The sequence below is a fragment of the Pseudomonas sp. MM211 genome, from assembly GCF_020386635.1.
GTDB lineage: Bacteria > Pseudomonadota > Gammaproteobacteria > Pseudomonadales > Pseudomonadaceae > Aquipseudomonas.
The window spans coordinates 3886817-3899240 of record NZ_CP081942.1 but is presented as its reverse complement, the minus strand read 5'-3'; the positions used below and the strand labels follow the sequence as shown (position 1 = coordinate 3899240).

Annotated in this window: 12 protein-coding genes and 2 pseudogenes; 12 read left to right on the top strand and 2 right to left on the bottom strand. The window is 62.5% G+C overall.

Annotated features, from left to right (window positions below; genetic code table 11):
• Nucleotides 1–12 precede the first annotated feature (12 nt).
• The 7 genes and pseudogenes from K5Q02_RS17910 to K5Q02_RS17880 all read left to right on the top strand — a co-directional run bounded on the left by K5Q02_RS17910 (nt 13) and on the right by K5Q02_RS17880 (nt 5754).
• Complete coding sequence (locus K5Q02_RS17910) at nt 13–1035, top strand: NAD(P)H-dependent glycerol-3-phosphate dehydrogenase (protein WP_225832744.1); 1023 nt, start codon at nt 13–15, stop codon at nt 1033–1035.
• Nucleotides 1036–1046: 11 nt separating this feature from the next.
• Nucleotides 1047–1373: a DUF4389 domain-containing protein gene (locus tag K5Q02_RS17905; RefSeq protein WP_225832742.1), complete on the top strand. Its 327-nt coding sequence runs from the start codon at nt 1047–1049 to the stop codon at nt 1371–1373.
• 10 nt (nt 1374–1383) lie between these two features.
• Complete coding sequence (sixA, locus tag K5Q02_RS17900) at nt 1384–1848, top strand: phosphohistidine phosphatase SixA (protein WP_225832740.1); 465 nt, start codon at nt 1384–1386, stop codon at nt 1846–1848.
• Between the two features lie 160 nt (nt 1849–2008).
• On the top strand, nt 2009–2812 hold the full coding sequence (locus K5Q02_RS17895; RefSeq protein WP_225832738.1) for an alpha/beta fold hydrolase: 804 nt from the start codon (nt 2009–2011) through the stop codon (nt 2810–2812).
• Nucleotides 2809–3672, top strand: a complete 864-nt coding sequence (locus tag K5Q02_RS17890; protein ID WP_225832737.1) for an alpha/beta fold hydrolase — start codon at nt 2809–2811, stop codon at nt 3670–3672. The genes K5Q02_RS17895 and K5Q02_RS17890 overlap by 4 nt, the downstream gene beginning before the upstream one ends.
• Before the next feature lie 159 nt (nt 3673–3831).
• Nucleotides 3832–4632 (top strand): DUF4892 domain-containing protein, encoded by an 801-nt coding sequence (locus tag K5Q02_RS17885; RefSeq protein WP_225832735.1) that lies wholly within the window; start codon nt 3832–3834, stop codon nt 4630–4632.
• 46 nt (nt 4633–4678) lie between these two features.
• Nucleotides 4679–5754: pseudogene (locus K5Q02_RS17880) on the top strand (AI-2E family transporter).
• A gap of 12 nt (nt 5755–5766) precedes the next feature.
• Here K5Q02_RS17880 and K5Q02_RS17875 read toward each other — a convergent pair.
• Nucleotides 5767–6816: a patatin-like phospholipase family protein gene (locus K5Q02_RS17875; RefSeq protein WP_225832733.1), complete on the bottom strand. Its 1050-nt coding sequence runs from the start codon at nt 6814–6816 to the stop codon at nt 5767–5769.
• Nucleotides 6817–6956: 140 nt separating this feature from the next.
• Here K5Q02_RS17875 and K5Q02_RS17870 point away from each other — a divergent pair, with 140 nt between their 5' ends.
• Both K5Q02_RS17870 and K5Q02_RS17865 read left to right on the top strand, forming a co-directional pair.
• The gene (locus K5Q02_RS17870) at nt 6957–7229 is read left to right on the top strand and encodes a hypothetical protein (RefSeq protein WP_225832731.1); all 273 of its coding nucleotides are present in this window, start codon (nt 6957–6959) and stop codon (nt 7227–7229) included.
• Between the two features lie 129 nt (nt 7230–7358).
• Complete coding sequence (locus K5Q02_RS17865; protein WP_225832730.1) at nt 7359–7967, top strand: flavin reductase family protein; 609 nt, start codon at nt 7359–7361, stop codon at nt 7965–7967.
• A gap of 4 nt (nt 7968–7971) precedes the next feature.
• Here K5Q02_RS17865 and K5Q02_RS17860 read toward each other — a convergent pair whose 3' ends face one another.
• Nucleotides 7972–8280: a hypothetical protein gene (locus tag K5Q02_RS17860; protein ID WP_225832728.1), complete on the bottom strand. Its 309-nt coding sequence runs from the start codon at nt 8278–8280 to the stop codon at nt 7972–7974.
• Between the two features lie 272 nt (nt 8281–8552).
• Here K5Q02_RS17860 and K5Q02_RS17855 point away from each other — a divergent pair.
• The 3 genes and pseudogenes from K5Q02_RS17855 to K5Q02_RS17845 all read left to right on the top strand — a co-directional run bounded on the left by K5Q02_RS17855 (nt 8553) and on the right by K5Q02_RS17845 (nt 12415).
• Nucleotides 8553–9471 (top strand): annotated as a pseudogene (locus K5Q02_RS17855) (AAA family ATPase).
• Nucleotides 9468–10424: a DUF58 domain-containing protein gene (locus K5Q02_RS17850; protein ID WP_225832727.1), complete on the top strand. Its 957-nt coding sequence runs from the start codon at nt 9468–9470 to the stop codon at nt 10422–10424. The pseudogene K5Q02_RS17855 and the gene K5Q02_RS17850 overlap by 4 nt, the downstream one beginning before the upstream one ends.
• A complete protein-coding gene (locus K5Q02_RS17845; RefSeq protein WP_329959540.1) occupies nt 10421–12415 on the top strand; it encodes a transglutaminase TgpA family protein in 1995 nt (664 codons plus the stop codon). The genes K5Q02_RS17850 and K5Q02_RS17845 overlap by 4 nt, the downstream gene beginning before the upstream one ends.
• Nucleotides 12416–12424: the final 9 nt, after the last annotated feature.

Below are 12424 nucleotides of genomic sequence, written 5' to 3'. Positions count from 1 at the left end.
TACGGATCGGTCATGACTCAACAGCAACCTATCGCGGTGCTTGGCGGCGGCAGTTTCGGTACCGCTATCGCTAACCTGCTGGCGCAGAATGGTCATCGTGTTCTGCACTGGATGCGCGACCCCGTGCAGGCCGAGGCCATTCGGGTCAATCGCGAAAACCCCCGTTACCTGAAGGGCGTCAAGGTGCTCGACGGTGTCGAGCCGACTACTGATCTGCCTGGTGCGCTGAACAGTTGCGCATTGGCGTTCGTGGCTTTGCCGTCCAGTGCACTGCGTCAGGTGCTGCAACCTGTGTCGGCGCTGCTGGTTGGCAAGATGCTGGTCAGTACCACCAAGGGCATTGAGGCGCAGACGTTCAAACTGATGAGCCAGATCCTCGAAGAGGTTGCCCCCGAGGCGCGGATCGGCGTGCTTTCCGGGCCAAACCTGGCGAAGGAAATCGCTGCGCATACGCTGACCGCCACGGTCGTCGCCAGTGAAGACGAAGCCCTGTGCCGTGAGGTTCAGGAGGTGTTGCACGGTCGTACCTTCCGCGTTTACGCCAGTGCCGACCGTTTTGGTGTCGAGCTGGGTGGTGCGCTGAAGAATGTTTACGCCATCATCGCCGGCATGGCGGCGGCGCTGGGCATGGGTGAGAACACCAAGAGTATGTTGATCACCCGGGCGCTGGCGGAAATGACCCGTTTCGCTGTGCATCTGGGAGCCAATCCCATGACCTTCCTTGGTCTCGCCGGGGTTGGTGATCTAATCGTTACCTGCTCGTCGCCGAAAAGCCGCAATTACCAGGTCGGCTTCGCGCTTGGTGAAGGCCTGAGCCTGGAAGATGCCGTCGAGCGCCTCGGCGAAGTTGCCGAAGGGGTCAATACCATCAAGGTGCTTAAGGCCAAGTCCGACGAATTACAGATATATATGCCGTTGGTGGCGGGGCTGCACGCGATCCTGTTCGAGGGGCGAACCCTGGATCAGGTGATCGAGGCGCTGATGCGCGCAGAGCCGAAGACCGACGTCGATTTCATTCCAGCCACTGGCTTCTGAGGGATCCGAACATGAGTGAACACCCAAAAGGCGAGCCTATCGGGCTGCGCATCGTCTGGATGCTGCTGTTCCTGCTGGTCTGGCAAGTGGCCGAGTTGTTGCTGGCCGGTGTGGTTCTGCTGCAACTGATCTATCGCCTGGTATACGGCGCGCCAAATGCCGGTTTGCTGGGTTTCGGCGACAGCCTCAGCCAGTATCTGGCCCAGATCGGCCGTTTCGGCACTTTCAACAGTGAATCCAAGCCCTGGCCGTTTGCCGACTGGCCAACGCCGCGCCCAGCTCAGGGCGAATTTGCGCACAGCGTGCCGCCGGCAAGGGACGAGGAGCCGAAGCTGTGAGCCATCAGCCATGAGAATCTGGTTGTTGCGTCATGGCCAGGCCCACCCTGAGGCACGCACCGATGCTCAGCGGGAGCTGACGGACTACGGGCGTGACGAAGTACGCCAATCCTTCGAACACCTGCGTGGCCGTTCACTGGATGCGATATTCGTCAGCCCATATGTTCGGGCCCAGCAGACGGCTGCGCTGGTGCGTGATGCCCTGGCGTCGAGCGCCGAACTGCACACGGTTCCCTGGCTGACCCCGGAAAGCGATCCCCGCGACAGCCTGGGCAAGCTGCAGCGCCTCTCGGCCCAGGAGCTCCTGCTGGTTTCCCATCAGCCCTTCATCGGCGCACTCGGTGGGCTGCTGGTACATGGTCATCGGCAGCAGCCGCTTTCCATGCACACCGCCAGCCTGGCGATGCTCGAAGGTGAAGAGCTGATTGCCGGGCTTATGTCACTGGAGTTGCTGGCCCACTCCGACCTGCGCTGAGCTGGCTATGGCGTAGCCCCACATGACTCTCGCTCGCAAGACGTTGAGCCGGTTATGGAACATTTGGCCGGAGCGTCGTCCTTCCTGACCGTTACGGTCATTGCCGTGGGCTGGGGGCTGGCTGACAATCCCCGCATTGCCTGCCACCAGCGCGACGACCATGTCCCAGCTCATCTTCTTTGCCCACGCCAATGGCTTCCCCTCGGGAACCTACGGCAAGCTATTTGCCGCGCTCGCACCGGAGTACCGGGTGCAGCACCTGGCACAGCACGCGCACGACCCGCGCTTTCCCGTGAATGATAACTGGAGCAACCTGGTCGACGAGCTGCTGCATCACCTGGAGCAGTGCGGCGGCCCGGTATGGGGAGTGGGTCATTCGTTGGGTGGCGTGCTGCATTTCCATGCCGCGTTGCGCCGGCCGGATCTCTACCGCGGCCTGGTCATGCTCGACTCGCCCGTGCTGAGCCGTACCGACCGGATGGTGATCCATGCTGCCAAGCGCTTCGGCTTCATCGACCGCCTTACACCCGCCGGGCGAACCCTTGGCCGACGCGAAGCGTTCGCCGACCCGTTGGAAGCACGCCGTTATTTTGCCGAGAGGAAGCTGTTCAGCGGTTTCGATCCCGAGTGTCTGGATGCCTACGTCGAGCACGGTTTGCACCCACACGAGGATGGCGTGCGGCTGCGTTTCGAGGCGGCGACCGAGATCAGTATCTACCGCAGTGTTCCTCATACCAGCCCTGGCCTGCCGCAGCAGTTGCAAGTGCCGCTGGCGCTGGTGAAAGGTGCCCAGAGCCGCGTGGTACTCGCCCATCATGGGCGGATGGCACGCCGGGCGCCGCGGGGCGAGTTTCTCACGCTGCCCGGTGGGCATATGTTTCCCCTCGAATACCCGGACGACACGGCACAGTTGCTCCGCAAGCTATTCGCGCGCTGGCAGGGTTCTGGCGAGGCCGTTCGATGAGTCTGGGGTTCGAAGAGGTGCGTCTGCGTCTGCCGCATATTGAACTGGCCGCTCAGATTCATGGCCCGGAGGACGGCACTCCGGTAATCGCCCTGCACGGCTGGCTCGACAATGCAGCGAGCTTCGCGCGGTTGGCGCCCAGGCTGTCAGGGTTGCGTATCGTCGCCCTGGATTTTGCCGGCCATGGCCATTCGGATCATCGCCCCGCAGGTGCAGGGTATGCGCTGTGGGATTACGTGCACGACGTGCTGTTGGTCGCGGAGCAGTTCGGCTGGCAGCGCTTCAGTCTGCTCGGCCATTCCATGGGCGCGATCGTCTCGCTACTGCTCGCCGCGACTTTTCCCGAGCGCGTGCAACGCCTGGCGCTGATCGACGGCCTTGTCCCGCCGACCAGCGAAGCAGAGGCAGCCGTCACCACCCTGGCTGATTCCCTGCGTGCGCAACTGGCACTGCCCGCCAAGCGTAAACCGGTCTACCCCAGCCTGGAGCGTGCGGCTCAGGTACGCCAGCGCGGGGTAGGGTTGGTGAGTTTCGAAGCCGCCGAGCTGCTCGCGCAACGTGGGCTGATGCCGGTTCCCGGCGGCTATACCTGGCGCACGGACAATCGCCTGACATTGCCGACACCCTTGCGGCTGACCCGCGACCACGTGCATGCCTTCATTGTCGCGCTCGGTTGCCCCACAAAGCTGGTGCTGGCCGAGCACGGCCTGCTTGCACAGCGTGACGGGCTGAATGATTTGCTCGCGCAGACGGCCATCGACGTCGAGCGGTTGCCCGGCGGGCATCATTTGCATCTGGACGATGAGCGCGGGGCGCAACTCGTAGCAGACTGTTTCAATCCTTTCCTGAACGCGCCTTGACGGCCTGCTGCAACTGGGGAAAGGTGTCGGCATTGCAATGGAGACCCGCATGACCGACTTGTATACCGTCGCGCTGGAAGCGCTGCTCGCGTCCGATGATGTTCACACCCTGCCAGCTGCTTCGCAGACCCTCGCTACCGCCGAGCAGCGAGGGGTTTCATGCGTCTGAGTTACCTGTTTCCCCTGATGTTGGTCAGCGCCGCTGCCACTGCTGATGTAGCCGGCAGCAGCGACCTCGATGTGCTGCCACGCTTTCCGGGTAGTGAGATCGTCACGTTCAAGGAGCAGGCCGACCAGGAGCGTCTTTATCCGCAAGGCACCATCCGCCGTATCAGCGGGCGCTTGCGTTACGAGCGCGAGGTGCTCGCCACCGGTCAACTCACCGCCATCACCTACGAGCTGCCCCGTACTCACAATGCCAATGAGGTGTTCTCTGCCGCGCGCGAGTCGCTGCAGGATAAAGACGCCCACATCCTTTATTGGTGCGAGGGGCGCGAGTGTGGCTCCAGCAGCCTATGGGCCAACGCGGTATTCGGTAACTCCACTCTTTACGGCTCCGATGATCAGCAGGCTTATGCCTTGCTGCGCTTGGCCGAGCCGAATCAAGACAGCCTTGTAGCGCTGTACAGCATCACTCGCGGCAATCGCCGCGCTTATCTGCATGCCGAGTTGCTGGCTGCCACTGAGCCCCTGGCGAAGGTGTTGCCAACGCCTGCCACGCTGTCACGGCAGCTGAAAAGTACCGGAGAGCTGCGCCTGCCTGGGCAGGGCGAGCCCGATCAGGAGTGGACGGAGCTGCTGGCGCGTAGCCTCAATCAGGACAGCACCTTGCGTGTCAGTCTTTCCGGCGCTCACGCAGAAGCCTGGCGCGAGGCGTTGATCGAGCAGCGGGTGAGGGCGGCTCGCCTGGAAATCGGTGAGGGCAGTGGCGACGGGTTACGTGTCGACGTGCTACGTTGAGCGCGCCCTTCAGGGCCTGAGCCTGCTTTTCTGGAAACACTGAAAAATGCCGAATAACGACCGTTTGCTGGTGCAGATCCTGCTACTGGGATTGCTGGGCGCCAGCCTTTGGGTGCTGGCGCCGTTTTGGTCGGCGCTGTTCTGGGCCGCGGTTCTCTCGTTCGCCAGCTGGCCGGTAATGCGTTGGCTGACGCGGCTGCTCAAGGGCCGCCAGTCCGTCGCTGCAGGGTTGCTCACTGGCGTCTGGATCGTTCTGGTCGCAGTGCCCCTGGTGATGCTTGGCGTCAACCTGGCCGACCACATTCGTGATGCCACCGCAGTGATCAAGGGCTTCCAGGTCGAAGGCTTGCCGCCACCGCCGACCTGGCTGGAATCCGTGCCTCTGGTGGGCGCTCGTCTGGTCAGTATTTGGGAAACGCTGGATCAGCAAGGTTCGGCGCTGTTCGCCACGGTTCAACCCTATCTGGGCCAAGTCGGCAACTTCCTGCTGGTGCGCAGTGCCAAGATCGGCGGCGGCATCCTCGAGCTGGCGCTGAGCCTGATCCTGGTGTTCTTCTTCTACCGTGACGGCCCGCGTTTGGCGGCCTTTGTCGAAAGCCTGCTCGAACGCCTGATCGGCGATCGTGCCGAGCATTACCTCGAACTGGTGGCCGGCACCGTACAGCGGGTGGTGAACGGCGTGCTGGGTACTGCCGTTGCGCAGGCGATCCTCGCCTATATCGGCTTCATGATCGCCGGAATTCCGGGCGCTCTGTTGCTGGGCCTGCTGACCTTCGCCTGCAGCCTGATCATGGTGCCGCCACTGATCTGGGGCCCAGCGGTGGGCTGGCTGATCTGGCAAGGCGAGATCGGCATGGCGATCTTCCTCGGCATCTGGGGCTTCTTCATCATCAGTGGTGTGGACAACATCCTCAAACCGTACCTCATCAGCCGCGGCGGTAACCTGCCGTTGGTGGTGGTGCTACTTGGGGTGTTCGGCGGCATTCTGGCCTTCGGTTTCATGGGGCTGTTCCTCGGTCCGAAGCCCTGCTGGCAGTGGCTTACAGCCTGCTCAGCGACTGGGTCGCCCACAAGGCGCCAGCCGGTCTGCCGCCGCGCGAAGAGCGCACGCCGCCAGGCTGAATGACGGCGACCTCAGTGGTCGCCGCGCTCATATTTGTCGAGGGTATCCTTGGCTATCTGCCGACCCAGCATGATCAGTTCCGGCGCCTTGTAGAACTCGAAGAAACGACACACCCGCTTGGGCACGTTGATCAGGATGTCCGGCGGATAGCCGGCGATCTTGTACTGCGATAGCGAGGTCTGCATGACCTCGAAACTCTGGTTGATCAGTTCCAGCAGCGAAGCCGGGCCGACCATGTTGGCGACCCGCGAACCACTCGCTGATTTCGGCGCACTGCCGCTCTGCGGCGCGGCGGCGGGTTGTTGGGCATGGGGATCCACCGGATCCTGCAGCCACAGGTCGGGCTGCTGCGGGATCGCTGCTTGGGCGTCGTTGCCCAGCAGCAGAAGCTGATCATCCTCACCACCCTTGCGGCGTAACGACGGCAAGCGTGAGCCCAATGAAGCCATCAACTGATCGAAGCGGCCTTTCAACGCGGGCGTACGCTCGATGATTGGCAGCTGATAGTGCTGTTGCTGCGCCGAGTTGAGGTTGACGGCGATGATCAGGTCGCAATGACTGGACACCACCGGCACGATCGGCAAGGGATTAAGCAGGCCATCGTCGACCAGCATGCGCTTGCCCTGGATGACCGGGGTGAACAGGCTGGGAATCGCCGCCGAGGCACGCATCGCCTGGTGCAGACAACCTTCCTGGAACCAGATTTCCTGCTGGTTGGTGAGGTCGGTGGCTACCGCGGTGAACGGGATGTTCAGCTCCTCGATATTGATCTCGCCGACGATATCGCGAATTCGCCCGAAGACCTTTTCCCCACGTATGGCGCCCAGGCGAAAGCTCACGTCGAGCAGGCGCAGCACGTCCAGGTAATCGAGGCTCTGCGTCCAGTCGCTGTACTCCTTCAGCTTGCCGGCCGCATAGATGCCACCGACCACTGCGCCCATGGAGCAGCCAGCGATGCAGCCGATCTCGTAACCGCGCGACTCCAACTCCTCTATGACGCCAATGTGGGCATAACCGCGTGCGCCACCCGAGCCCAGTACCAGGGCCACTTTCTTGCTCATCCCAATCTCCCTGAAACGCTCTGTAAGCAACCGCACATTACGTATCGTAAGGCGCTGCTGATAGTGGCACTTTTTCCTCGGCGTGCCGTCATAATCAGCACCGGCAACATGATTGCCGGTCAACCTTTGGAGTATGCGACATGAAAGCCTGGATCCTCTTACCGATTGCGCTGTTGGCAGGCTGCTCAGCGACCACTTCCTACCGTGATAGCTGCGCCTCTCAACTGGATGCCGCGTGGCAGGAACTCGACCTGGCCAAGGCCGAAGGCTTTGCCGGTACCGTTAGTTACTCCAAGGCTGCATCGCTGATGACGGCGGCGAAAACCCAGCAACAGTTCGAAGCGTTCCGCGGCTGCACCAACAAGTCAGAAAAAGCCCGTTTCTATATTCGTGAATCTCGGGCAGGCCGCTGAAAACCGGCTCACGCTCTGCTGCGCGTCGGTCTTGTGGCATTAAAAACAGGCTCTGGCGCGCGAGATCATGAGCAGGTTCTGGTGGCTGATTGGCGTAAACTGGCAGCAACCTGACTTTTGGAGAATGGGATGCTGCTCGAGTTCGCCAATCTGACCCCGCTGGAACGTTATCGCTGGCTTGCCTCTACCGTCACACCCAGGCCCATCGCCTGGGTGTCGAGCCTTTCTAAAGAGGGCGTCGCCAATCTGGCGCCCTTCAGTTTCTTTCAGGTGATCAGCGACGATCCGGCCACGCTGATGGTCAACGTCAGTACCCGTGATGACGGCGTTCTAAAGGACACCCTGCGCAACGCTCAGGAAACCGGCGAGCTGGTCATTCATCTGGTGTCCTTCGCCCAGGTGGAAGCGATGAATGCCAGCGCCGCGATTCTGCCTCGCAGCAGCAGTGAGTTCGAACATTGCGGCATCGCGTCTATTCCCAGCAGTCGTGTAGCACCGCCTCGCGTTGCAGGCGCAGCCGTGGCGTTCGAATGCCGAGTGGCGGAAATCATCGGCTATCCGCAGCAGCAACCCAATCAGCATCTGATCTTCGCCGAGGTGCTGCTCGCACACGTGGACGATGGCGTGCTCAATGAAAAGGGCCGTATCGACCCGCATCGCCTCGATCTGGTTGGGCGCCTGGGTGGTACGGCCTATAGCAGAACTCGTGAGACCTTCGATTTGCAGCGGCCGGGCTGAGCCCTTACCAGTAGAGTTCGATGCGCGAACGTGGAGAGCGTTCGTCCAACCGTGTGACGGTCTGCGCTAAGGCTTCACGATCGATGCGCGTGTCGGCATTCTGGTAGCGAATGCGGTAGCCGTCCCGGCAATCGTGGTTGGTCAGCAGCAGTGCCTGACTCTCTGCGAGGCTGTCGACCTGGCAGGCACTGTGCACGGCCAGGCGGATACCCACTTCACCGCCGGCCATCTCGGCGAAAGCCTGGCTGCTCGTCAGCAGAGCGCCTAGCAGCAGGATCGAAGGGTAGAGGTTCTTGCGTGAGGTGTTGGGCATGGTCGGTGTCCTGCCGACGGTCTGTCGGCTGAGTAGGCGAGCCGATTCTAGCAGTGGATTCTCTGTGGTGGCGAGGTGCTATTGCAGCCGTCCGTCGCTCGGGATCAGGCTGTCTTTCGCCCTGACATTCTGCAGCCGTACTTCGCTTTGGTAACGCTGTAGCGCCGCTCAAGTTCGGGCCTGGTACACAGTTTCGTCAGCAAAGGTTACGTAATGCTTTGCCCGGTGCGGCAGGGCCAGTAGCATCGAGCCACTTGCATGAGGAGTGGACGATGCACACGAAACTGGATGCCTGCCTTGATACCGTCAACCAGGTGCTGCTCGGCAAGGACGCGCAGGTACGCCTGGCACTGACCTGCCTTCTGGCACGCGGCCACTTGCTGATAGAGGATCTGCCCGGCATGGGCAAGACCACCCTCAGCCATGCCCTCGCCAAAGTGCTTGGGTTGAGTTTTCAACGCGTTCAGTTCACCTCCGATCTGCTACCCGGCGATATCCTCGGTACGTCGGTATTCGACAAGGATACCGGGCAGTTTCTCTTCCATCCCGGGCCCATCTTCGCCGAACTGGTGCTGGCTGACGAAATCAACCGGGCTACGCCAAAGAGTCAGAGTGCTCTGCTGGAGGCCATGGAAGAGGGGCAGGTGACCATCGAGGGGGGCGACCCGGCCATTGCCGGATCCGTTCTTCGTGATCGCCACGCAGAACCCGATCAGCCAGAGCGGCACCTTCGCCTTGCCAGAGTCGCAACTGGATCGCTTCCTGATGCGTCTGTCGCTTGGCTATCCAGCCCGAGCGGCGGAGAAGGCGTTGCTGCTGGGCGAATCCCGTCGCTCGGTGCTGCCAACTCTGGAGGCGGTACTCAACCACGCCGAGCTCGCGAAATTACAAGCCGAGGTGCCCAAGGTTCGGGTCAGTGATGCGCTGGTCGATTATGTGCTGCGCCTGGTCGAGGCCACACGCACCCAGCCGCAGTTCGCTTGGGGCCTTTCACCCCGGGGCAGTCTGGCGCTGCTGGCCGCGTCACGCGCCTGGGCGCTGCTGGCTCAGCGTGATTATGTGATTCCCGAGGATGTGCAGGCGGTGCTGCCGTCGGTTGCTGGCCACCGGTTACGCGATCAGGCCGACCCTGCGGGGCATGGCGGTGGGGCGCTGGTGCAGTGGCTATTGCGCGAGGTTCCTGCACTTTGACGAGTGCTCTGAAGCAGCGCTGGGGTCGTTGGTTGGACAAGCGCATTCCGGCGGCGGCCAGTATCCAGCTCAGTCAGCGGCGGATCTTTATCCTGCCGACGCGGGTCGGGGTGGCGTTTCTGTTTGCGCTGCTGGTGATGTTGCTGGCGGCAATCAATTACCAGAGCAGCCTGGCCTACGGGCTGACGTTCCTGCTGGGCTCGGTCTTCGTGGTGGCCATCCTGCACACCTATCGCAACCTGGCGGGTCTGGTGCTGCATGCCGGTGGCGCTGGTGCCGTGTTCGCTGGTGAACAGGCGCGTCTGCGAGTGCGTCTGGAAAGCCGCGGGAGGGGGCATGAGGCTGTCGCGCTGGGCTGGCCGCCTGCCGACACGCTGCAACAGGACGTTGCCGCCGGTGGCGTTGCCGAATGCGAACTGAGCCTGCCCACCGAGCGCCGTGGCTGGCTGCACCCCGGCAGGCTGCGGGTGGAAAGCCGTTTTCCTTTGGGCCTGCTGGTGGCCTGGAGCCTGCTCGATCTGGATCAATCGGTGCTGGTGTATCCACGCCCCTTGGAAGGTGAGCTGCCGCTTGCCGCCGGCGGCAGTGAAGACGATCAGGAGCAGGGGCACCTGAGCATGGGGCAGGGCAGCGACGATTTCCAAGGCCTGCGTACCTATCAGCCGGGCGACTCGCGCAAGCGTCTGCACTGGAAGGCTTACTCGCGCGGCCAGGGGCTGCTGGTCAAGGATTTTGCCGCCCACAGCGGTCGTGATCTGGTGCTGGATTTCGACGTACTGAGCGGTGATCTGGAAAGCCGACTCTCGCTGCTCTGCCACTGGGTGCTGGTGCTCTCCGAACGCCAGCAGCCGTTTGCCCTGCATCTGCCTGGCAGTCTGTTCTCCGCGGATATCGGCGAGCGTCACCGTGAGCAGTGCCTGCGCGCGCTGGCACTGCACGGAGCCCGAGCATGAGCGCCATTCAGGGTATTCCGCGCATCAGCCTGACCTGGCTGCTGGTGGCGCAGGCGCTGGTGATCGTCCCGCACCTGGGGCATCTGCCGTTATGGGTGATCGGCCTGTGGCTGGGCTGCGCCTTCTGGCGGGTGCAGATTTTTCGCATGCGTGCCGGTTATCCCACACGGCTGCTGCGCATCGGTCTGATCGTACTGGCGGGGCTCGGGGTGTTCCTTTCGCGCGGAACGCTGGTTGGGCTCGATGGCGGCGTGGTGCTGCTGATTGCCGCCTTTATCCTCAAATTGCTGGAGATGCGCACCCGCCGCGACGCGCTGGTGCTGATCTTCCTCGGCTTCTTCGTGGTGGTGACCGCGTATCTGTTCGACGACAGTATCCTCATCGCGCTATTCAGCCTGCTGCCGATCTGCGCCCTGCTGGCGGCAATGATTGGCCTGCAGCAGAGCGGTACGGCGACCCGCCCATGGCGCACGCTTCGCTTGTCGGCCAGCCTGCTGCTGCAAGCGCTGCCGCTGATGCTGCTGCTGTTTCTGTTCTTTCCGCGCCTGGGACCGCTTTGGTCGCTGCCGGTGCCCAATGAGCGTGGCGCCGTCACGGGGCTGGCCGACAGCATGGCCCCCGGAGATATCGCCGAGTTGACCCGCTCTGGTGAACTAGCCTTTCGCGCCAGTTTCGAGGGCGAGGTGCCGCCGCGCAGCGAGCTCTATTGGCGAGCGCTGACCCTCGATCAGTTCGATGGACGACGCTGGTCGCAATCACCAGCCGCGCAGTTCTCGCCACCGCCGCAATGGCAGCAGCGTGGTGAGGAACTGCGCTACAGCATCGTCATGCAGCCCACCACCCGGCCCTGGCTGTTCGCCCTCGATGTCGCGCAGACCGATTTGCAGGGTACGCGACAGATGGGCGACTTCCGCCTGCAGCGCAACCGGCCAGTGGAGCGTGCGCTGCTTTACAACGTCAGTTCCTGGCCCGAGGCTGTACGCGAGCCGCAAGAGCGTCAGAACGGTATGCGAACGTGGTTGCGCCTGCCCGAGGGGGGCGATGCACGCAGCCGCGCGTGGGCCCAGGAGCTGCGCCAACAGTATCTGCAGGACGAGCAACTGGTCGCTGCGCTGCTCGCCCACTTCAATCGTCAACCGTACGTGTACACCCTTAAGCCGACGCCCCTGGGTGCCAACTCCATCGATGAGTTCCTGTTCGACACGCGCAGTGGCTTCTGCGCTCATTATGCGGGCGCCATGACGTTCGTGCTGCGTGCGGCAGGCATTCCCAGTCGGGTGGTCGCCGGTTATCAGGGCGGAGAGTTAAGCGGTAACGGCAACTATGTTCAGGTGCGTCAGTTTGATGCCCACGCCTGGGTCGAGTACTGGCAGCCGGAGAAGGGTTGGACGAGCGTAGATCCGACGTTCCAGGTCGCCCCGGAACGTATCGAACAAGGCCTGGAGCAGGCACTGGCGGGCGAGCAGAGTTTCCTTGCCGATTCACCATTTTCGCCATTGCGTTACCGCAACCTGACCTGGCTGAACGAGCTGCGACTGGCTTGGGATGACCTCAACTATGGCTGGCAGCGTTGGGTTCTGGGCTATCAGGGGGCTCAGCAGTTCGAATTGCTGCAGCGCTGGTTCGGTCAGGTGGATGCCAGCCGGCTGATACTGGCGCTGGTCGGCGGCGGTGGGTTGCTTCTGGGTTTGCTGTCACTGTGGTTGTTCAAGCCGTGGCGTGCTGAGCGTGATCCGCTGCAGCGTGTGTTCCTGCGCTTCGAACGTCTGCTGGCACAGCATGGTGTACGCCGAGATACCGGCGAGGGCCCGCGAGCTTTCGCTGCCCGTGCGGCTCAAGCGCTACCCGGGCAGGCCGAGGCCATCAATGGGTTCGTGCAGGCCTATGAGGCGCAGCGTTATGCAGGACAGAACATATCCACCCGCGTACTACTCCAACAGCTGACTGCGCTTCGCCGTCAGCTACCGTGGCGTTGGAGTCGATCCCATTGACCGGTTTTC

What these genes read in the sequence shown, in the direction of transcription:
- sixA (WP_225832740.1), top strand. Translation starts at nt 1,384, where the DNA reads ATGAGAATCTGGTTGTTGCGTCATGGCCAGGCCCACCCTGAGGCACGC.
- K5Q02_RS17865 (WP_225832730.1), top strand. Translation starts at nt 7,359, where the DNA reads ATGCTGCTCGAGTTCGCCAATCTGACCCCGCTGGAACGTTATCGCTGG.
- K5Q02_RS17870 (WP_225832731.1), top strand. Translation starts at nt 6,957, where the DNA reads ATGAAAGCCTGGATCCTCTTACCGATTGCGCTGTTGGCAGGCTGCTCA.
- K5Q02_RS17905 (WP_225832742.1), top strand. Translation starts at nt 1,047, where the DNA reads ATGAGTGAACACCCAAAAGGCGAGCCTATCGGGCTGCGCATCGTCTGG.
- K5Q02_RS17845 (WP_329959540.1), top strand. Translation starts at nt 10,421, where the DNA reads ATGAGCGCCATTCAGGGTATTCCGCGCATCAGCCTGACCTGGCTGCTG.
- K5Q02_RS17910 (WP_225832744.1), top strand. Translation starts at nt 13, where the DNA reads ATGACTCAACAGCAACCTATCGCGGTGCTTGGCGGCGGCAGTTTCGGT.
- K5Q02_RS17875 (WP_225832733.1), bottom strand. Translation starts at nt 6,816, where the DNA reads ATGAGCAAGAAAGTGGCCCTGGTACTGGGCTCGGGTGGCGCACGCGGT.
- K5Q02_RS17890 (WP_225832737.1), top strand. Translation starts at nt 2,809, where the DNA reads ATGAGTCTGGGGTTCGAAGAGGTGCGTCTGCGTCTGCCGCATATTGAA.
- K5Q02_RS17885 (WP_225832735.1), top strand. Translation starts at nt 3,832, where the DNA reads ATGCGTCTGAGTTACCTGTTTCCCCTGATGTTGGTCAGCGCCGCTGCC.
- K5Q02_RS17860 (WP_225832728.1), bottom strand. Translation starts at nt 8,280, where the DNA reads ATGCCCAACACCTCACGCAAGAACCTCTACCCTTCGATCCTGCTGCTA.
- K5Q02_RS17895 (WP_225832738.1), top strand. Translation starts at nt 2,009, where the DNA reads ATGTCCCAGCTCATCTTCTTTGCCCACGCCAATGGCTTCCCCTCGGGA.